Source organism: Burkholderia sp. AU16741 (assembly GCF_002223345.1).
Lineage (GTDB): Bacteria > Pseudomonadota > Gammaproteobacteria > Burkholderiales > Burkholderiaceae > Burkholderia > Burkholderia sola.
Window position 1 is genome coordinate 879,171 of record NZ_NKEZ01000003.1, and the last position, 21,404, is coordinate 900,574.

The window sequence follows — 21,404 nt, forward strand, 5'->3', positions numbered from 1 at the left end:
TGCCATGGCCGAAATCAACCTGAAGAAGGACGCCGTCTCCGCGGAGACGGACCGCGTCAAGGCGGAGGCCGAGCAGATGTGTCCCGCATGCGAACACATGCTGTGGGTCAGCTTCTATTTCGACGGATTCGGCTTCGGCGAGAAGGACGGTCCGCGCACCAATATCCTGAAGCTGTTCAACGCCGCGTACGACAAGAAGAACAAGAACATGCGGCGCTTCTACTATCCGGGGCTCGGCGCCGATTTCGACCCCGAGGCCGGTGTGCTGAGCGAGGTCCTGAAGGACAAGGCGACGGATACGATCAGCGAGAAGGCCGGCGACAAGCTCAAGGAGCAGACGGTCGACAAGGCCAAGGAAAAGGCGCAGAAGGCCGCCGAGGATGCGTGGAAGCAGAGCGGCAAGATCAGCAATCCTACGTTCGGAAATCGTGTGAGCGACACGTTCGATACGCTGGTCGGCAAGACGAAAGACGGCTTGGGCGACGCGCGCAAGCGGATCGAGCGCGCGATCGAGCGGCCCGGGTCGGAAAAGAATCGCGCACTGCGCTATCTGCGGCACGAATGGAAAGGCTTCTGGCGCGACGTCGTCAAGTATCCGTACCGGATTCCGAAAACCGTGCTGAAGGAGGTCGGCAAGGAAACGCTGGGCGCGGCGGCCGAGTCGTTCCAGCTCTCGCGCGATACGAAACTGGGCGCCGCACTGTTCAATACGGGCGTGGATACGCGCCTGAAGGCGGCGGAAGAGGATTTCAAGGCGGCGGTGGCCGGCGCGAAGCAGGCCGGCACGGTGAACAAGATCCATGTCGCGATCTTCGGCTACGACATGGGCGGCGGCCTTGCGCTCGCTTTCGCCAAGCAATTGCTCGACGAGGTCGCCAAGGGCGGAAAATACGACGGCGTTCAGGTCAAGATCAAGTTCATGGGGCTGTTCGATTGCGTGACGAACCGCTTCGACGACAACCTGCTGACGGGCTACATCCCGCTGAGCAACGCGGTGTCGTCGGACCTGATCCTGTCGCCGGACATCGAGAAATGCGTGCACTATGCGGCCGCCCACGAACTGCGCGTGTACAAGCCGCTGACGATGCTCGGTGTCGACCCGTCCGACATGCGTGGTCGGCGGCAGGAGCGCCTGTTTCCCGGCGCGCAGGTGGACGTGGGCGGCGGCGCGATCGAAGGCGAGGACGGCATTTCCGACAAGCTGGCGCGCGTGCCGCTTGAGATGATGTACCACCGCGCGTACGGCGCGGGCATTCCGATGCCGAGCCTGACCGCGCTGGCGAACGAGGACGGCGCGCTGTATCAGCAGATCGTCGCGCCGCCCGAGATCCAGAATTTCCAGCTCGACTACCGGCTGGCCGTCAAGAAACTCGTGGCGACGACACGCGAGATTCCGCCGCTCACGCCACTGGGTACAGGCATCGGCTATCCGTCGGCGACGCTCAAGCCGTCGATCGGGCCGCTCGATTTCCTCAATCCGAAACCCGTGCCCGACATGACGGACGGTTGCCGCGTGCCCGATCCTGCGCCGCCTCGCCCGATCGTCGTGACCGACCTGCCGAAGGACATCCAGGGCGAGCTCAAGGGCCATATGGTCGTGTATATCCAGTGGCTGCGCATGTGGTACGACCAGGCCGAGAATCGCGCGGCCGCGGCGCAGCGCAAGCCGGGCTGGCTCGGCGGCGCGGCCAATCCGCTGGCGTACGGACGTTACGAGAAGCTGGTGCGCGAGATCGATTTCCAGAAGCAGCACGGTACGCGCCCGGGATACGGGTTCGATGGCAAGCAGGCAATGAAGCAGCTCGGCGGCGAGTTGCCGCCGTCGATATTCAACACCGACCCGCAGGCGCAGGCGCTGTTCTGGCTCTGGAATAATCCGGGCGAGCGCCTGCCTCAGGTCGAGGCGATGTATCCGCTGTTCGTGAAGCACGTGCACGACAGCATGGCCGAGAGCGACGTCGAGTCGGTGTGGAGCCGCCTCGTGTCGATCAAGAACTACATGAACACGCGGGCGATGCAGAAAATCGCGACCGCACCCGACAAGTCGTTCCTGGACCGTGTCGCGGACGTGTACCAATCGCTGGTATCGACCGTAGCGGCACCGTCAGGCACGACGGTCGTTCGATAGTCCGGTCGTTCGGTAGTCCGCCTCTCGCCGACACCGGCTGCCGATAGGCAGCCTGCCCGTGCGTCACTGCGAGATGTACCAGAGCGCGTCCGCGCTGGCGCGCGACGGCTGGGCGGCCGCGGCCGGTGCTTGAGCCGGCACGGGCGGCGGCGTGTTCGACGTGATGGCCGTCGGCAGTGTGGCGGGAATATTCGCGGTCGAGGGCGAGGCCGCCGCCGTTCCCGACGTCGACGGCGTATTCACGTACCACAGCGCGTCGGCCGACGCGGTGCGTTTCGCTGCCGTATCGGGCGCGGTGTTCGTCGCCGCATTCATCGCCGTCCTGGCCGATTTCTTCGATGCCGAAGTCGAGGCCCCGGCCTTCGCCGTCCCCGCCATCCCGTCCTGCGCGGTCATGCCTGCGGCCGCGGCACTGCGCTGCGCGCGCGCTTCGAACGGCCCGAGCTGGAAGATCAACGTTTGCGCGGGACGCGTCACGACGGCATACGGAAACTGCAGCTCCCACGACATCAGCACGCGCCCGGCCGACGTCTCGGTGAAGATCGCCGGCACGTGCTTCATGTCGCTGAACTGCACGTAGACCCGCGCGCCGTCGTCGAACACCTGGGTCGGCTTGGCCTGGTCGGCGCCCGTGACCGTCCATCCGAAGTTGTACGTGCCGGCCGGGCCGGCGGGGCCGCCCTGCGGCGACGGAGGCGGCGAGGCCGGCGATAGCGTGCGTGCGCGCGTGACGGGCGGCGCCGACACGCTCAGGCTCGCGAACGGGTTGTACGTCTGCGCCTGTTGCGGCGGCGTAAAGGACGGTGGAAGGATGGGCATGGGAGTATCCGGCGAATCCGGCATGGTCCGGATTGCATCATAGACCTTGCGCGCATACGCGAGGCGCTTGTCGGGCGATGCGGAGTTGTACGCGCCGATCGCGTTCCAGGTGGGACCGAGCTGGCGGATGTTCTGCGACAGGATCCACGCGCCGACATACGCGTTCGTGCAGGCATCGAACAGGCTTTCCCGCGTGATCCCTTCGCGCGCGAGCGTCGGCAACCACGTGCTGTTGATCTGCATCAGGCCGATGTCGACCGTGCCGTTGGTGTTCGTGTTCATCGCATTCGGATTCATACCCGACTCGACCTGCGCGATGCCGCGCATCAGGGCGACGCTGACGTGCTGGAACGCGGCCGCGTCGTCCAGGCAATCGGCCCGTGCGACGCCGGAGAGCGCGCAGGAAAGCGCGATCGTCGAGGCGAGGGTCAGCGTGTTGCGGCTGAGCGGGCGAGTGGTATGACGCGGCATGGCAGGATGGGGCGGAATCCGGGCGCCCGGTGCAAGGAAATTACGCAGACGCGAAGTGTGCCATAGCAGGCGGGCAAATGGCTCGTGTCAAACTTTCCTTTGCATTTTCCCGTGCGGGTGCCGCGCATTTTTATCGCACCGGATCACGGTTCGAGGCGATCGCGAATCGGTAAAAATGGCCGGCATTGGGCGAATGCCGACGCAATGGCGGGGACGGAAACCTGACGTATTACGTCAGGTGCGCGATGAAACCGGCGATGAACCAGTGAAACGGAAAATCGCCGGGCACCCCGACAACGCCGCGATCTTCGCGTACGAGAAAGGCGCGACGATGGACTACGAAACGCTCGCGCCTGCGCGCCGCCGCGACGCCGCCTCGATGAGTTGCGCCAGCGCTTGCGCGGGCTCCGACATCGTGCGCCGCGCACGATGCACGAGCCCGATGTCGCGGTGAAACGTGTGAGGCCCGAGGTCGATCGCGCGCACGCCGGCCGGCCAGCGGCGATACACGGCGGTCTGCGGCACGATCGCGACGCCGACGCCGTTCGCGACCAGCTTGACGATCGCGTCGAGCTCGTCGAGCTCGCAGGTGTCGCGCACCGCGAGGTGCATCTTGCGCAGAAAGCGATCGACCTGGCGGCCGCCGAACGACGCACGGTCGTAGCGCACGAACGGTTCGTTCGCGAGCAGCGCGGCCCAGTCCTTGCCCTTCACGCCGCGCGGCACGATCAGCCGGAACGGTTCCTGCGCGAGCGTCGTCCAGTGCAGGTCGCTCTGCAGCGCAAACGGCGGCCGGATGATCGCGGCCATATCGATCTCGCCCGCATCGACCCGGTTGACCAGTTCGATCGACAGCCCGGGTATCACGCGCGTGCGGCACGCGGGGTGCCGGCGATGGAAATCGGCGAGCGCGGCCGGCAGCAGCGCGCTCTGCACCGACGCGATCGCGCCGATCGTCACGCGCACGGCGGCTGGCGAGCCGGGCGCGGTCGAACTCAGGTTCTCGTACAGGCCGATCAGCGCCTGCGCCTGGTCGAGCACGTGATGGCCTCGCTCGTTGAGCCGCGCCGATCGCCCTTGCCGGTCGAACAGCGCGAAGCCGAGCTCGGCTTCGAGGCGCTGCATCTGCGCGCTGACGGCCGCCTGCGTGAGCCCGATACGGTTGCCGGCGGCGGCAAAGGTGCCTTCCCGGGCGACGGCGACGAGGGTTTTCAGCTCACGGATCATTCATCAATTCCATTTGTGAATGGGCCAATTTTATATTGATTTAATTTTTGCTCGGCGTTGTCTACCATGATGCCGTCCTCGCGCCACGCGAGCATTCCTTCACGAGGCCATCATGAGTCTTTCCCCGTTTCACCTGGCGATTCCCGTCTACGACCTGCCGGCCGCGCGCGATTTCTACGGCCGCGTGTTCGGTCTGAAAGAGGGGCGTTCGAGTGCGCAGTGGGTCGACTTCAACTTCTACGGGCATCAGCTCGTGATCCACCAGCATCCGAAAACCGCGTCGCAGGAAGGCGCGCATACGAATGCGGTCGACGGCCACGACGTACCGGTGCCGCATTTCGGGATCGTGCTCGACTGGGCGAGCTGGGAAGCGCTCGCCGAGCGGCTGCGTTCGTTCGGCGTCACTTTCGTGATCGAGCCGTACGTGCGGTTCCAGGGGCAGGTCGGCGAACAGGCGACGATGTTCCTGTTCGATCCGTGCGGCAATGCGCTCGAATTCAAGGCGTTGCGCGACATCGGCCAGCTGTTCGCGAAGTGACCGGCCACGGCACCGGCGCCGATTGAACCTGGGTGCGAGAATGCGGCCTTCGGCCCGGCCGCGCGCAGGTGCGGCGGCCGGCGCCGCGCCGCACGGTATGGGTTCATGCGCATCGTTCTCCAAGGAATCCGTATGGACAGTCACATTGCGCCGGTGGCGCTGAACAAGGCCTACCGTCTGCTCAATCACGGCCCGACCGTGCTCGTGTCGGCCCGCCACGACGGCGTCGACAACGTGATGGCCGCCGCCTGGGCGTGCGCGCTCGACTTCCTGCCGCCGAAGCTGACGGTCGTGCTCGACAAATCCGCGAAGACGCGCGAACTCGTCGAGCGCAGCGGCACGTTCGTGATCCAGGTGCCGACGGCCGCGCAATTGCAGCTCACGCATGCGGTCGGCAGCCACAGCCTCGCGCAGCGGCCCGACAAGCTGCGCGAAGCGGGCGTCACGTTGTTCGACGTCGACGGCCACGATTTGCCGTTCGTCGCCGGCTGCTCGGGCTGGCTCGCGTGCAAGCTGATTCCGGAGCCGCACAACCAGCAGACCTACGACCTGTTCATCGGCGAGGTGATCGGCGCGTGGTCGGACACGCGCGTGTTTCGCGACGGCCACTGGTATTTCGAATCGGCCGATCCCGCGCTGCGCAGCCTGCACTACATCGCGGGCGGCAATTTTTATGCGATCGGCGAATCGCTGCACGTCGATCCGGACGCGCAGTAAGCGCCGAACGCACTGTCCCGAATCGGGCGCGCGTCATGCGCGCTTTTTCAATTCCGCCAGCATGAGTTCGGCGAACGCCTGCGCGACGCGCGGCAGCGTGCGCCCGCGCTTCGCGACGAGCGCGATCGGCCGCGCGAATGCCGGATCGTCGATCGGCTTCACGACGAGATCGGGCTCGGCGCGCACCTCGCGTGCGGTCGCGGGCAGGATCGTCACGCCGAGGCCGCCGCGCACCATCGCGACGGCCGTCATCATGTAGGTCGGCTCGCATGCGATGTCGGGCGTGCAGCCGGCCGTGTCCAGCGCGGCATCGACGACGCTGCGCACGCTCGTGCCCTGCGCGGTGAGCACGAGCGGCACGCCGGCGACGTCGGCGGTGGTGACGCGGCGCTTGCGCGCGAGCGGATGATCCCGCGGGCACACGGCGACGAGCCGGTCGGCGCCTGCATACAGCACCTCCAGCGACGCATCGAACGTGTCGCCGCCGGTCAGCCCGAGATCGGCATCCTCGTTGCGCACGAGCGCGGTGACGAGGCTCGCGACGCCGTCGCGGATCTCGAAGCCCGCGCGCGGCACGTCGCGCCGGAACGACTGGATCAGCTCCGGCAGCATGCTCGACGCGAAGGTCGGCAGGCACGCGAGCCGCACCGTGCCGCTCGCGCCTTCGCCGAGCGCACGCGCATCGCGCAGCACGCGCTCCATGTCGTCGAGCGAGCGCTGCAACAGCGGCAGCAGTTCGCGGCCGGTCTGCGTGAGCGCGACGCTGCGGCTGTTGCGGTCGAACAGGCGCGCGCCGACGATCTCCTCGAGCCGGCGGATCTGCACGGTCAGCGCCGGCTGCGACAGGTGCAGCCGCGCGGCCGCGCGCGTGAAGTTGCCGGCGTGCGCGACGGTGACGAACGCGCGAATGTCGCGAAGATTCAGATCCATAACGGTTCGTGATTGCTGCGATCAAATCATTTCAATTGTGCTATCGCTGCGCCGACCTTACGCTCGTCTCCAACAAAAGACAAGGTAGGAGACACGGATGCTGCCGTTACTCGGGCTTGGCACGATCGTCGTGCTGCTGGCCGCGATTCTGTCGAAGCGGATGTCGCCGCTCGTCGCGCTGATCGTCGTGCCGATCGCCGCGTCGCTGCTCGGCGGCTTCGGGTTGCACACCAGCAAATTCGTCATCGACGGGCTGAAGGGGCTTGCGCCCGTCGTCGGGATGTTCGTGTTCGCGATCCTGTACTTCGGGACGATCACCGACGCCGGCACGCTCGATCCGATCATCGACCGGATCCTGCGCGCGGTCGGCACGCGGCCCACGCGCATCGTGATGGGCACCACGCTGCTCGCGCTGCTCATTCACCTCGACGGCTCGGGCGCCGTCTGCTTTCTCGTGACGATTCCCGCGGTGCTGCCCCTGTACGACCGGCTGAAGATGGACCGGCGCGTGCTGGCCGCCGCCGTATCGATGGCCGCGGGCATCAACTTCCTGCCGTGGACGGGGCCGATGATCCGCGCGTCCGCGTCGCTGCACCTGCCGGTGTCGGCGCTGTTCAATCCGCTGATTCCGGTGCAGGCGATCGGGCTCGTGTTCGTGTTCGGCGTCGCGTACTGGCTCGGCCGGCGCGAGGAGAAGCGGCTTGGCCTGTCGCGCGACGATGCGTCGATCCCGCTGCCCAGGCGCGAGCTGACGCCGGACGAGCAGGCGCTGCGCCGGCCCCACCTGTTCTGGTTCAACCTCGTGCTGACGCTCGTCGTGCTCGGCACGATGGTCGTGATGGGCGAGAAGATTCCGCCGGCGATCATGTTCATGGTCGGGCTGTGCATCGCGCTGATGGTGAATTACCCCGACGTCGACATGCAGCGCAAGCGCATCGACGCGCATGCGCGTGCCGCGCTGATGATGGCCGGCATCCTGCTCGCGGCCGGCGTGTTCACCGGGATCATGCAGGGCAGCGGGATGCTGAAGGCGATGGCGCAGGCGGCGGTCGGCTTCGTGCCGCCGTCGATGGCCGGCCACATCCCGGTCGCGCTCGGTCTCGCGTCGATGCCGCTCAGCATGCTGTTCGATCCCGATTCGTTCTACTTCGGCGTGCTGCCCGTGATCGCGGAAGTGGCCGGCCAGCTCGGCGTGCCGGCCGTGCAGGTCGGACAGGCGGCGCTGCTCGGCCAGATGACGACGGGCTTTCCGGTCAGTCCGCTCACCCCGGCGACGTTCCTCGTCGTCGGCTTGTGCGGGATCGAGCTGGCCGAGCATCAGAAATTCACGTTTCCGCTGCTGTTCGGCGCGTCGATCGTGATGACGATCGCGTGCGTCGTGCTCGGCATCTTTTGATTCTTCGCGGCGGCGCACGCCGCCGGACGACGGTACGGACATGACAGTAAAGCAACCTGAACGACGCGTGCGCATCGGCGCGGGCGCCGGCTACTCCGGCGACCGGATCGAGCCCGCGGTCGAACTGGCCGAACACGGGCAGCTCGATTATCTGGTCTTCGAATGCCTGGCCGAGCGCACGATCGCGATCGCGCAGCAGGCGCGCCGCAAGGATCCGGCGCTCGGCTACGATCCGCTGCTCGACGCGCGGATGCACGCGGTGCTGCCGGTCGCGGCGGCCAAGCGCGTGCGCATCGTGTCGAACATGGGCGCGGCGAACCCGCGCGCGGCCGCCCGACGTACCGCGCAGATCGCGCAGTCGCTCGGCATCGCCGGGTTGAAGGTCGCGGCGGTCGAAGGCGACGACGTGCTCGACGTCGTGCTGCGCGGCGCGTTCCGCTTCGAGGAATCGGGCGACGACGTCGCCGCGTATCGCGACCGCATCGTGTCCGCGAACGCGTATCTCGGCGCCGCGCCGATCGTCGACGCGCTCACCGCTGGCGCGGACGTCGTGCTGACCGGGCGCGTCGCCGACCCATCGCTGTTCGCCGCGCCGCTGATCCACGCGTTCGGCTGGCGGATGGACGACTGGGACGCGCTTGGGGCCGCGACCGTCGTCGGCCATCTGCTCGAATGCGCGGGGCAGGTGACGGGCGGCTATTTTGCCGATCCCGGCTACAAGGACGTGCCGAATCTCGCGCGGCTCGGGTTTCCGATCGGCGAGGTCGCGGCCGACGGATCGGTCGTGATCACGAAGGTGCCGCACGCGGGCGGCCGCGTGAGCGCGGCGACCTGCAAGGAACAGCTGCTCTACGAGATTCACGACCCGGCGCGGTATCTGCAGCCCGACGTCGTGGCCGATTTCACGCGCGTGGCGGTCGCCGAGGAGGCGGCCGATCGCGTGCGCGTGACGGGCGGCCGCGGCGCCGCGCGGCCCGATACGCTGAAGGTGTCGGTCGCTTACGTCGACGGCTGGATCGGCGAAGGCCAGATCTCGTACGGCGGCCCCGGCGCGCTCGCGCGTGCGCGTCTGGCGCTCGACATCGTTCGCGAGCGGCTCGCGCTGACCGGCGTCGCGGCGAGCGAGCTGCGCTTCGACCTGATCGGCGTCGATGCGCTGTATGGCGACGCGACGCCGGCCGTGCGCGGCGAGCCGGCCGAGGTGCGCGTGCGGGTGGCCGGCCGCGCGGCGAACGCCGCCGAAGCCGCGCGGATCGGCAACGAAGTCGAGACGCTCTATACGAACGGGCCGGCCGGCGGCGGCGGCGCGTTCAAATCGACGCGCGAGGTGATCGCCGTGCAGTCGGTGCTGCTGCCGCGCGCGGCCGTGACGCCGTCGTTTTCATTCGTGGAGGCCTGATGCAACTGCGTGAACTCGCGCATGCGCGCACCGGCGACAAGGGCAATACGCTGAACGTGTCGGTCATCTGCCGCGATCCGCGTCATTACGACCATCTGTGCACGCATCTGGATGCGCAAGCAGTGAAGGCATGGCTCGCGGGCATCGTGCACGGCGACGTCGTGCGCTACGAGTTGCCGGCGCTCGGCGCGTTCAACTTCGTGATGCGCGATGCGCTCGGCGGCGGGGTCACGCGCTCGCTCGCGCTCGATGCGCATGGCAAGTCGGTCAGTTCGGCGCTGCTGGCCATCGAGGTGCCGGACCCGGCGTGACGCGTGACCGTGTGCGCGGCCAGCCGCACGCGCGTTCACGCTCACATTCGGACTCACGGGGTCAGCAGTTCGCGACGCCGGTTCGCGTGCGCGAGGCGTTCGCCGGCGACGTGCAGACGCCGATTCCGACGATAGTCGCCGATCGCGCGCGGCAGGTTGTCGTGCTTGTCGCCGTCGTGGCCGGCGCGCTGGGCGATGTCGAGCTTCAGGTTGATGGGCGGTGTCGGTGGATGTGGTTCGGCGCGCGTGCGTGTACGCTACGGCCTTGCGGGTCGATGCCCGCGCGTACCGAACGGAGCCAGGCGTGAAGAACGAGATCGTAGCGCCGACTGGCGCGAATGACGAGGCCGGTCGGCGAAGCCGGCGCGCGGCCATCGCCGTGCGCGTCGCGCTTGCGTGCGTCGGCGCGCTGGCCGTGCAGGCCGCCGCCGCCGCGCCGGCGTCGTGCAACGAACGGCTGACGGCACTGATCGTACCTGCGCTGCGGCAGACCGCGTTTGCCCGGCACGACATCCATGCCGACGTGGACGAGCGCAACGGCGACGTCTATCGGATCCGCCTGTTCTCGACGCCCGACCATCCCGGCACGCCGAATCGCGAAGCGACGGTCGGGTGGGTGACACTCGATACGCGGACGATGCAGGCGCTCGACGTCACACGCGATCCCGACCGGCCGGACGTGCTGAAGATCGACCGGCGCGCGCTGTCGCGTTTCGTGTCGACGTGTTCGGTATCGGCCGCGCCGATGCACAGTGCCGTCGATTGCGATGCGCTGAACCGCCGTGCGCAGGCGCAAGGCGATGACGTGATGGGCAGCGATGCCGGGCGCGTCGTCGTCGGCAACGGGCGGCTGCCGTTTTTTTCCGCACCGGACGACGCATGCAGGATCGACGGGCTGTTCATCGTCGAGCACGACCACGTCGACGCGCGGACCGAGTACGGCCGCTTCACGTCGGTCGTCTACCTGAATCCGCGTACGCGCGGTATCGCCGAAGGATGGGTGCGAACCGCGCGGCTGAAGCCCGATGGCACCGGCATCGCGCCGCGGCAACCTTGATCCGTCGTTTCTGCAACAATCCGCCACCGATCCATCCGACCGAACCTCGTCATGACTATCCAGAACCGGAATCGACGTCTCAAGCCGCTCGCGGCTTCGCGCGCCGCCCTCGGCGCGTTCACGGCATTCACGGCGCTCGCCGCGCTGTCGCTCGTTCATGCCGCCGAGCCGGCCCAGCCCGACCGTCAACTGAAAACCTTCATCCACGACACGTACGGCGACTGGCGTGCGGACCGCAAGGGCTGGCAGGCGGAAGAGGGCGATTTCATCCATTCGCCGTGCGGCGTGCTGCGCGTGGCGACCGCGGACGGCCCGCGCACGTTGCTCGCGATGTGCGGCGAGACCGAGGCGGCGGTGCAGAACGGGATGCCGGGCATGGATTCGGATGCGACGCCGGGCGCGATCGACCTGTACGTGCTGAAGCCTTCGCCGGACGGCAGGACGCTCGAGCCGGTCGCGAAGAAAACGGAGATCGCATCGGGCCAGCGCGGCGAACCGGGCACGGTGCGCATCGAGCGGCTCGGGCCCCACCTGTTCGGGTTCGCGATCGGCGAAAGCGACACGCGGCAAGGCTACACGCAAAGCTTTCGTTCGATCTGGCTGCCCTACGGCAATGGGCTGGTGCATGCGGCGGCGCGTATCGACGAGGCGCTCGACAATGCCGAGTCGACGGAATGCGCGCATGCTCGCGCGCGTTGCGAGGAGCGCCGCTTCGAGATCGCGCCGGACACGACCGGCACGGGCGACGTCTATCCGCTGACGGTCACGGAAACGGGCACGCGCGGCGACAAGGCCATCCACGCGCGCTACACGGTGAAGTTCGACGCCGCGCGCGGCCGCTACACCGTGCCGAAGGCGCTGCGCGACGGGTACTGATCCGTCGCGCGGAAGCGGGCGGCATCGCACCGCCCGCACATCACACGTACAGATAGCGCACGAGGTGAAAGAACACCGGCGCGGCGAAGCAGATCGAGTCGACGCGATCGAGCATGCCGCCGTGGCCGGCGATCATCGAGCCCCAGTCCTTGGCGCCGAGCGAGCGCTTGACGGCCGACAGCACGAGGCCGCCGACGAAGCCCGCGATCACGATCGCGAGCGAGATTAAAACTGCCAATTCGCAGGGTACTCGGAGGCTTCTCGTTCGATTCGCGGTTTGCTAAGTCGTACGTCGGTACACGTCAATTAGACAGGTCCGAAATGCGGGATTTGTGGTTCTCCTTCAACAGCTTGGCAATAACTGACAGTCACTTTTTCGATGTTTCAGTAAGCTCGCGTCCAATAAGCAAACGAATGGACGCGGGCCGCGTCGACGAGAATGAACAAAAATACGCACCGCCTGGTGTATTCCAGGCTTCGGGGTATGGTGGTGGCCGTCGCGGAGACAGCGATCGCCGAGGGCAAATCGGCGACGGGCGAAGTACGTGCACGGCCGCGATCGTCGACGTCCGGCGCTTGCGTTGTTGTAGCGGGTATCGCCGCGCTCGGCATGCTGCCCACCCTGTCCGGTGCACAGATCATCCCGACGCCCGGCACCAGCACGCGGGTGATCCAGACGCCGAACGGCTTGCCCCAGGTCAACGTGGCCAAGCCTTCAGGCGCCGGCGTATCGGTCAACACCTACAATCAGTTCGATGTCCAAAAGGCTGGCGCGATCCTGAACAACTCGGCCACGATGGTTCAGACGCAGCAGGCGGGCTGGATCAACGGCAACCCGAATTACGGAGCCGGGCAGGCCGCGCGGATCATCGTCAACCAGGTCAACAGCCCGAACCCCTCACAAATTCGCGGCGCCCTGGAGATCGCAGGCGCTCGCGCGGAGATGGTCATCGCTAATCCGTCCGGGATTTTCGTGGACGGGGGAAGCTTCCTGAATACCAGTCGCGCGACCTTGACGACCGGTGTGCCGTTCTACGGCACCGATGGTTCGCTTGCCGGATACAACGTCAACCGCGGGCTCGTGACCGTCTCGGGCGCCGGTTTGAACGTAACCGGTACCGATCAGGTGGACCTTATCGCCCGCGCTGTACAGACCAATTCCGCCATCTATGCGAAGAACTTGAACGTGATCGCAGGCGCGGCCCGGGTCAATCACGACACGCTTGCAGCGACACCGATCGCCGGCGACGGCCCGGCTCCGTCGGTGGCGATCGACGTGAGTCAGTTGGGCGGCATGTATGCCAACAGGATCTTCCTCGCATCGAACGAGAACGGTGTGGGGGTCGTCAACGCCGGTACGATCGCGGCGCAGGCGGGTGATCTGACGCTGCAGTCAAACGGCCGGCTCGTACTGACGGGCAAGACGACCGCGAGCGGCAACCTCGCGCTGTCGGCTGCCGGGGGCATCCAGAACGGCGGCACGACTTACGCGCAGCAATCGCTGTCGGCCAGTACAAGCGCCGATCTCACGAACACCGGGACGCTCGCCGCGCAGCAGAGCGCGACGGTGAATGCGGACAGCGTCAATTCGACCGGCACGCTCGGCGCGGGCGTGAACAACGACGGGTCGGTAGGCCGGGGCGGTGCTCTGAACCTGGCAGCCTCGGGCCAGTTGAGCGCAACGGGGCAGAACATAGCGGGCGGCAATGCGTCACTGACCGGTGCGAGCGTGAATCTCGCCGGCAGCCAGACCGCAGCAAACGGCAATCTGTCACTGAACGCGACGGCCGGCGACATGAACCTGTCGAACGCGACCACAAGCGCGCAAGGCGCCATCCAGGCGAACGCATCGGGCACCGTGATCAACGATCACGGCAGTCTGTCGAGCGGCGGCAGCACGACGCTGACCGGCGGCAATCTGTCGAACCAGAGCGGCAAGGTTTCATCGCAGGGGCCGCTGTCGGTCAACGTGGCCGGCCAGATCGCCAACCAGTCCGGTGAACTGATTTCCGAGAGCACGGCAGACGTGCATGGCGGCGCCATCGCGAACAATCAGGGCACGCTTCAAAGCGCGGCCGGCACGACGGTGGCCGGTGCGTCGCTGGACAACACGGCGGGCCGGATCACATCGCTCAACGGCGACGGCCTGTCGGTGACAACGAGCGGCCAGTTGACCAATGCCGCAGGGACGACTGCGAACGGCGCGCAAGGCGGTGTGATCGGCGGCAACGGTGATGTCTCGGTTCGCGGCGCAAACGTTGTCAACCGTGGCGCGATCACATCCAACACGAATCTTCACGTTTCGGGCCAATCGGTCGACAACGGTAGCGGCACCCTGGAGGCTGCGCAGAACGTCGCGGTCGACGCCGGCGCGCATCTGACGAACAACGGCGGCTCAATCATCGGCCAGACGGCCACAGTCAGCGCCACGGCGCTCGACAACAGCGCCGGCACCGTGCAGGCGGGCCTGGTGTCGTTGAGTGCGACGGATCTCGTGAATCACGGCGGCACGATCACGCAGACCGGGGCCGGGGCGATGAGCGTGAACGTGTCGGGCACGCTCGACAATTCCAGCGGCGGCACGCTTCAGACCAACAGTACCGACCTGACGCTTTCCTCTGCCGCGCTTGCCAACGACGGCGGCACGATCACGCATGCCGGCAACGGCACGCTGACGCTCGGCGGAGGTACGGGGTCGGTGTCGAACGTAGGCGGTTCGATCGCGAGCAACGGGCGCGTCGTCGCGCAAACCGGCGCGCTGAACAACACGGCGGGCTCGATCAACGCGCAGAACGGACTGATGGCAACCGTCGTCGGCTCGCTGAACAATGCGAGCGGCAAGCTGTTGTCGAACACGGATCTGAGCGTCACCAGCGGTACGCTCGCGAACGACGGCGGCGAGATCGGTGCCAGCACGAACGCGACGATCCACACAGGCTCGATGACGAATCACGGCGGCTCGATCGTTGCACCGAACCTGTCGGTCACCGCCGATTCGACGCTCGACAACAGCGGCGGCAAGCTCGAGGCCAATCAGCTTGCGCTGACGGCCGCGAACCTCGTGAACCATGGCGGTACGATCACGCAGTATGGATCGTCAGCGATGGGGATGAACGTCAGCGGCACACTCGACAACTCGGCCGCCGGCGTGATCCAGACCAACAGCACAGACCTGACGCTCACGCCGGCCGATCTGAACAACGCAGGCGGCACCATTACGCATGCCGGCACCGGCACGCTGACGATCGCGCCGGGCAAGGGAGCCAGCGCGCTGAACAACGCGTCGGGCACCATCGTGACGAAGGGACAAGCCATCGTCAACGCGGCCGCCTGGAACAACGCGAGCGGTATCCTCGCCGCGCAGCGCGGCATCGACGCCACGATTGCGGGCGATGTGAACAATGCGCAGGGCCTCCTGCGATCGGACGCGTCGCTGTCGTTGAAGAATGGTGGCGCTCTATCAAACCGAGGCGGCCACATCCAGGGCGGGCAATCGGTTGCGGGTGACACCAGCACGCTCGCCATTCAATCGGCCTCGATCGACAACGCGGACGGCGCCATTGTCGACCTCGGTGCAGGCAAGATGACGGTGCAAGGCGGCAGCCAGATCGCCAACAGCCACGCCGGCGGCGTAGCGGGCATGGGCGCGATTACCGGCAACGGCCAGGTGACGGTCAGCGCCGCGTCGATCAGCAACACGCTAGGCGGTCAGCTCAGCGGTGCGTCATTGCATGTTCGAGGCAACGCGTTGGACAACAGCGGCGGCACCATTGGCAACGTCACGAATTCGAACGGCGACGTGGACGTCACGACAACCGGTGCGATCACGAATACGAACGGCCAGATCAGCTCGACACACGACCTGACGGTCGCGGCGGCCACGCTGCAGGGCGGCGGAACATACAGCGCGGCGCACGACGCGAACGTGAATCTGCAGGGCGATTACACGGCGGCATCCGATACGCAGTTCAACGTCGGTCACGATCTCGCCTTCACGCTGCCCGACACCTTCACGAACAACGCGAACCTGCAATCGGTCAACAACCTGAGCGTCAACGCGGGCAACATCGTCAACGTGGGGGCGCTGACCGCCGGCGGCCTGCTGCATACGCAATCGGCCAACCTGACGAATACGGGCGTGCTCGTAGGCGCGAGCGCTTCGCTCAACGCGACGAATACCATCTCGAACCTCGGGCCGACCGCGTTGATCGGTGCATCGGACAGCAACGGTACGCTGGAAATCCTCGCGCACGACATCGAAAACCGCGACGACACGACTGCGACCGATTCGATGGCGACGACGGCGATCTTCGGCATGGGCAAGGTCGTGCTGGCAGGCGGCAAGGATGCCAGCGGCAATTATACGAACGCCGCGCTGGTCAACAACGTGTCCGCGCTGATCCAGTCCCTAGGCGACATGGAACTGCATGCGGACAAGGTGACGAGCACGCGTCGCGTGATGAAGACGTCCACCAACCAGATCGATCCTGCGTCGCTAGCGCAGTTCGGCATTCCGATCAGCGGCCGCACTGGCCAGGTTGGCGTCAAGGATCCGGACAGCATCGGCGGTGTCTACACCGAGCCGCCTCACGGCGGTCAGTGGAACAGCACATATCAGTTCACGACCTACTACGCGGACAGCGCGACAGCGACGACCGTGACAGACATCAGCCCGGCCGCGCAGATCGTGTCCGGTGGCAAGATCGATGCGTCGTCGGTCGGTACCCTGCAAAACTACTGGAGCAACATCGCGGCGGTCGGCGACATCAAGATGCCGAGTCACTACGACGCTGACGGTTGGTCGGCATCCGGCCAGAAACTGCCGGGCGTGACGGTTTCCTACTCGGGGCAGTATCACTACAACAACTACGACAATTCCGAACACGACTGGCAATTGCCGTTCGGCAATGCGCCGTTCGTCGGCAGCCGTCCGGGCGGCTACACGCAGGCGGCACCGGCGTCGATCAAGGATTACACGCTGCCCGGCTACTTCTCGACGATAAGTTCGAACGGCACGATTTCCGGCACAGGCGTCAGCGTCAACAACACGGCAGGCAACGCATCGATTCCGTCGCTCGGCTTGCTGCCGGGGCAGTCGGTGCCGGGCCTCACGCCCACCAACTTGAGCGGGAACGCGAGCGGCGCGAAATCGGGAGCGTCGGCCGTACACGGCGGTCCGTCGGCGCCGGTCGACCCGATCATCGCCAGTGCGACGGCGCTGAACGTGCTGAACAACCTCACGATTCCGCAAGGCGGCTTGTTCAAGCCGACGACTGCGCCGAATGCGAGCTACGTGATCGAGACGAATCCGGCGTTCACGAACCAGAAGAACTTCATTTCGAGCGACTACTTCTTCGGTCAGCTCGGCGTAGACCTCACGCACATCCCGAAGCGACTTGGTGACGGCTTCTACGAGCAGCAGCTCGTGCGCAACGAAGTCACGGCGCTGACCGGCAAGGCCGTGCTCGGGCCGTACGCAGACCTGCAGACCATGTATCAATCGTTGATGGCGGCCGGCGCGGATCTGTCGAGGTCACTCGATCTACCGATCGGCACGAGCCTGTCGGCCGAGCAGGTGTCGAAGCTGACCGGTAACGTGGTCATGATGGAAACGCGGGTGGTCGACGGTCAGTCGGTGTTGGTGCCGGTCGTGTATCTCGCGCAGGCGAACCAGCAGAATGTCAACGGCCCGCTGATCAGCGCGACGAACATCGACTTCCAGAACGCACAGTTCTTCACGAACAGCGGCACGATCAAGGCGGACAACACGCTGGCCATTCAGGGCAAGCAGATCGACAACGCGTTCGGTGCGCTGCAAAGCGGCAGGCTGATGTCGCTGAAGACCGAAAACAACATCGACCTGACGTCGGCGAGCGTCAAGGCCGGCAGTCTGCAGCTGGACGCCGGCAAGGACCTGATTCTCGATACGGCGACGAAGACGAACACACGGGTGAGCCGCGATGGCGCGACGAGCGTGGTGACGACGCTCGGGCCAACCGCCAAACTGGACGTCGCGGGCGATGCGTCGATCGTCACCGGCGGCAACTTCCAGCAGAACGCGGGGAACCTATTGGTCGGCGGAAATCTCGGCATGACCGTCGGCGGCAACTGGGATCTCGGTGCGGTGCAGACGGGTGAGCACAAGATCGTGCAGCGGGCGAACGGGGTGTCGAACACCGACATCAACAAGGTCACCGGCAGCTCGGTGACGGTCGGTGGGCAATCGTTGATCGCCGTCGGCGGAGACCTGACGGCCAAGGGCGCTCAGATCGACCTCGCCCAGGGCGGGACCCTTGCTGCCAAGGGCAACGTGACGCTCGGCGCGGCGAGTACGACATCGACGGTGAACAGCAACAGTTCGGGCAGCGACAGTCACGGCAGCTACGCGGAGACACTGCATACGTCCGATCAGGCGCTGACCGGGACGACGCTCAAGGGCGGTGATACGGTGAATATCGTGTCGGGCAAGGACATCACGCTTTCCGGCAGCGCAATCAGTCTCGACAAGGGCAACGCGAACCTGCTGGCGGCCGGCGACGTGAACGTCGGCGCGGCAACCGAGACGCACGAGTTGAACTCACACGAAACGCACAGCCACAGCAATGTCGTAAGCGGCGTGAAGGTTGCGAGCGGGATCGACCAGACGATGACGCTCAATCGCGGCAGTCTGGTATCAGCGGACGGCGTGAACATTGTCAGCGGAAAGGACGTCAATGTTCAGGGCAGCACCATCGTCGGAACGAACGACGTGACGCTCACGGCAGCGCGCAACGTGACGGTGACGACGTCGCAGGACACCTTGAAGTCGTCGAGCTACTACAACAAGAAGGAATCCGGGCTGATGTCGGGCGGCGGACTGTCGGTATCAGTCGGCAGCAGCTCGCTGAAGACGACCAGCCAGACGACCGAGGTGTCGAACAACGCCAGTTCGATCGGTTCGCTGAAGGGCAACCTGAGCATCACGGCTGGAAACGACCTGCACGTGATCGGCAGCGACCTGATCGCAGCGAAGAATCTCAGCGGGACAGGCGCGAACGTGACGATTGACGCGGCGCAGGACACGCATCATCGCGGCGAAACACAGGAAGTGTCGAAGAGCGGCCTGACGCTGGCGCTGAGGGCGCCGGTGATCGACGCGGTGTCGAACGCTGTGGGTCAATCGCGTGCGTCCGGCAATAGCCAGGATGGCCGGGCAGCGGCGCTGCACGGGATGGCCGCGGCGAGCGCGGCATGGGATGCGAACATGGCTGCGGGCGATGTGGTCCGGGCGCTGGGGGCGGGCGAAACGCCTCAGTTCAAGGTCGAAGTCAGCGTCGGCAGCAGTCACAGAAAGAGCGCATTCTCCGAAGACAGCGCGACGAATCGTGGCTCGAATGTGAATGCGGGCGGAACGGTGGCGTTTGCTGCAACGGGGAACGGGCAACCGGGTAGCGGCAATGTGACGATCGCCGGCTCAAACGTGAACGCGAACGATGTGATTCTGGCTGCGAAGAATCAGGTCAATATCGTCAATACGACGGACACCGACTCGACGCGCAGCACGAACGAGTCGAAGAGTGCGAGCGTGGGTGTGTCGGTCGGCACGGGCGGGTTCGGTGTTTCCGCGGCGATGTCGAAGGCCAACGGCGACGGCAACAGCAATCTGGCTACGCAGAACAATAGCCATGTAACCGCAGCAAACAATGTGACGATCATCTCGGGCGGCGATACGAACATCATCGGCTCGAACGTGAAGGGTAATCAGGTCAACGCCGATGTGGGCGGGAATCTGAACATCGTCAGCTTGCAGGATACGTTGTCGAGCGCGGCGCATCAGTCGAGTTCGGGCGGTGGCTTCAGCGTCAGTCAGGGCGGCGCCAGCGGGAGCGTCAGCCAAAGCAAGGGCAACGCGTCGGGCAGCTATGCGGGCGTCAATGAACAGGCAGGGATTCACGCAGGCGATGGCGGTTTCAATATCAACGTCACCGGCAATACCGATCTGAAGGGTGGGCTGATCGCGAGCGACGCGGATGCGTCGAAGAATTCCCTGACGACAGGTTCGCTGTCCTTCTCGGACGTCCAGAACCAGTCGCATTACGATGCGAGCTCGAGCGGCTTCAGTGCAGGCGCGACGACCGGCGACGGCGGAATGAACTACAGCACGCACGGCAGCACGTCGGGCAAGAATACGGGGGGCGCTGCGCCCATGCTTGGCCAGAATGACAGCGGCAGTGATAGCGCGACGACGAAGAGCGGCGTGAGCGCGGGGACGGTGACGATCACAGATTCGGCAAACCAGAAGCAGGATGTGGCCAGCTTGAATCGCGATACGACGAACACGAACGGAACGGTCGCGAAACTTCCGGACATGCAGAACCTGCTGGCCAACCAGTCGGACATGATGGCTGCGGCCGCCGCGGCTGGCGAAGCGGTGTCGCGACGGATCGGTGACTACGCCGACGAGATGAAACGGCAAGCCGAGAAGAATGGTGACCAAGCAGGTGTCGATGCCTGGAAGGAAGGCGGAGCGAATCGCGCGCTGATGCAAGGTGCAGGTGCGGCGTTGGTGACTGGACTGGCAGGCGGCAATGCGGTCGGTGGCGCAGCCGGTGCCGCGATTGCATCGATCGCCTCCGGCAAGCTGAACGAGCTTAGCAGCGCGATCGCAGGCAGCGATCCGACTGGGAACGCCAATATGAATCAGGCGCTGGGCAACATTGTGGCCAACGCGCTTGCGACGGGGGCCGGTGGTGTCGTGGGCGGTGAATCGGGGGCGTTTTCTGGTTATAACGCTGACCGATTCAATCGCCAACTTCACCCCGAAGAAAAGAAAGTCATACATGATTTGGCCAACGGCGATACTAACAAGGAGCATCGACTGGAAGCGGCGGGATGCGCACTAGTCCACTGTGCAGCGGAGTACGCGCCGGGTACGGCAGACTACGCAAAGTACTCGGCGCTGGAGCAAGAGGGTGCCGGTTATATGGTCGAACAGGCTCAACTGAAGAATTACAATGGGACGTACTTCGCGGCTTCGGGTTACGGTGGCATGGTGAAGCAAACGCCGGGGCGTAGTTTGTTTCAGTACAACGCTGAGGATTTGCGAGCTGACAGTAACGCGTTCGTCTCGAATGTACTTGCCACTCGCCCTGGGACGCTTGATTACGTAACTATTGGCGGTTCTGCTTTTGGTAGTTCGGCGGGCATTTCTATTAACCTGCACAACGGGAATGTTTATTTGGGAGGCGGCGGTGCTGTTCCAGTGATACCGGGAGCGTCTGTCACCGTTGGCATCATTCCGGCTGGAGCTAATAAAGTCCCCACTCTTCAGGCGGATATAACAGATAATTTTCTTGCAGGTGCATCGTTTGGGGCAACTTTGTGTGCGTACGGCGGATGTGTGGGTGGTAATCATGCTTTCGGAGGAGATACATCCGTAGAGGTTGGTGTAGGCTTTGGTGGACTTACACGTGCGCCCAATCCCGGCGGAGGTGGTTCCACTGGTGTTGCCTTCCCAGTCTTTACAATTCCTGGCATGCAACCTAAGCGGAGATGA

The 21,404-nt window shown here is 65.4% G+C and carries 12 protein-coding genes and 1 pseudogene; 9 read left to right on the forward strand and 4 right to left on the reverse strand.

All coding sequences use genetic code 11. The features are described 5' to 3' along the window. Positions 1-4 precede the first annotated feature (4 nt). The gene (locus tag CFB89_RS06545; RefSeq protein WP_089467195.1) at positions 5-2,128 is read left to right on the forward strand and encodes a phospholipase effector Tle1 domain-containing protein; all 2,124 of its coding nucleotides are present in this window, start codon (positions 5-7) and stop codon (positions 2,126-2,128) included. 63 nt (positions 2,129-2,191) lie between these two features. Here the strand turns inward: CFB89_RS06545 and CFB89_RS06550 are convergent, their stop codons facing one another. Together CFB89_RS06550 and CFB89_RS06560 are read right to left on the reverse strand one after the other, a co-directional pair. Further along, positions 2,192-3,418, reverse strand: coding sequence for a transglycosylase SLT domain-containing protein (locus tag CFB89_RS06550; RefSeq protein ID WP_089467196.1), 1,227 nt, complete (start codon positions 3,416-3,418; stop codon positions 2,192-2,194). A gap of 336 nt (positions 3,419-3,754) precedes the next feature. Further along, positions 3,755-4,645 carry a LysR family transcriptional regulator gene (locus tag CFB89_RS06560; protein ID WP_089467197.1) on the reverse strand — a complete coding sequence of 297 codons (891 nt, stop codon included), beginning with the start codon at positions 4,643-4,645 and terminating at the stop codon, positions 3,755-3,757. Between the two features lie 112 nt (positions 4,646-4,757). Here CFB89_RS06560 and CFB89_RS06565 point away from each other — a divergent pair, with 112 nt between their 5' ends. Both CFB89_RS06565 and CFB89_RS06570 read left to right on the forward strand, forming a co-directional pair. Next, a complete protein-coding gene (locus CFB89_RS06565) occupies positions 4,758-5,183 on the forward strand; it encodes a VOC family protein (protein WP_089467198.1) in 426 nt (141 codons plus the stop codon). 132 nt (positions 5,184-5,315) lie between these two features. Further along, a complete protein-coding gene (locus CFB89_RS06570; protein WP_089467199.1) occupies positions 5,316-5,900 on the forward strand; it encodes a flavin reductase family protein in 585 nt (194 codons plus the stop codon). A 33-nt stretch (positions 5,901-5,933) separates the two neighbouring features. On the opposite strand, the gene CFB89_RS06575 is transcribed toward CFB89_RS06570, so the two are convergent. Next, positions 5,934-6,830: a LysR family transcriptional regulator gene (locus CFB89_RS06575; protein ID WP_089467200.1), complete on the reverse strand. Its 897-nt coding sequence runs from the start codon at positions 6,828-6,830 to the stop codon at positions 5,934-5,936. Between the two features lie 97 nt (positions 6,831-6,927). Here CFB89_RS06575 and CFB89_RS06580 point away from each other — a divergent pair, with 97 nt between their 5' ends. The 5 genes from CFB89_RS06580 to CFB89_RS06605 all read left to right on the forward strand — a co-directional run bounded on the left by CFB89_RS06580 (position 6,928) and on the right by CFB89_RS06605 (position 11,869). After that, complete coding sequence (locus CFB89_RS06580) at positions 6,928-8,226, forward strand: CitMHS family transporter (protein ID WP_089467201.1); 1,299 nt, start codon at positions 6,928-6,930, stop codon at positions 8,224-8,226. 40 nt (positions 8,227-8,266) lie between these two features. Continuing rightward, a complete protein-coding gene (locus tag CFB89_RS06585) occupies positions 8,267-9,625 on the forward strand; it encodes an acyclic terpene utilization AtuA family protein (protein ID WP_089467202.1) in 1,359 nt (452 codons plus the stop codon). After that, positions 9,625-9,936: a hypothetical protein gene (locus tag CFB89_RS06590; protein WP_089467203.1), complete on the forward strand. Its 312-nt coding sequence runs from the start codon at positions 9,625-9,627 to the stop codon at positions 9,934-9,936. Before CFB89_RS06585 ends, CFB89_RS06590 begins: the two co-directional genes overlap by 1 nt. A gap of 304 nt (positions 9,937-10,240) precedes the next feature. Next, entirely contained in the window at positions 10,241-10,993 is a 753-nt protein-coding gene (locus tag CFB89_RS06600; protein WP_256979592.1) for a hypothetical protein, read from the forward strand. Positions 10,994-11,044: 51 nt separating this feature from the next. Next, positions 11,045-11,869, forward strand: coding sequence for a topoisomerase IV (locus CFB89_RS06605; RefSeq protein ID WP_089467205.1), 825 nt, complete (start codon positions 11,045-11,047; stop codon positions 11,867-11,869). Between the two features lie 40 nt (positions 11,870-11,909). On the opposite strand, the pseudogene CFB89_RS06610 reads toward CFB89_RS06605, so the two are convergent. After that, positions 11,910-12,095 (reverse strand): annotated as a pseudogene (locus tag CFB89_RS06610) (phosphatidate cytidylyltransferase); the annotation flags it as partial. Between the two features lie 213 nt (positions 12,096-12,308). Here CFB89_RS06610 and CFB89_RS06615 point away from each other — a divergent pair. After that, the gene (locus CFB89_RS06615; RefSeq protein ID WP_179233383.1) at positions 12,309-21,404 is read left to right on the forward strand and encodes a hemagglutinin repeat-containing protein; all 9,096 of its coding nucleotides are present in this window, start codon (positions 12,309-12,311) and stop codon (positions 21,402-21,404) included.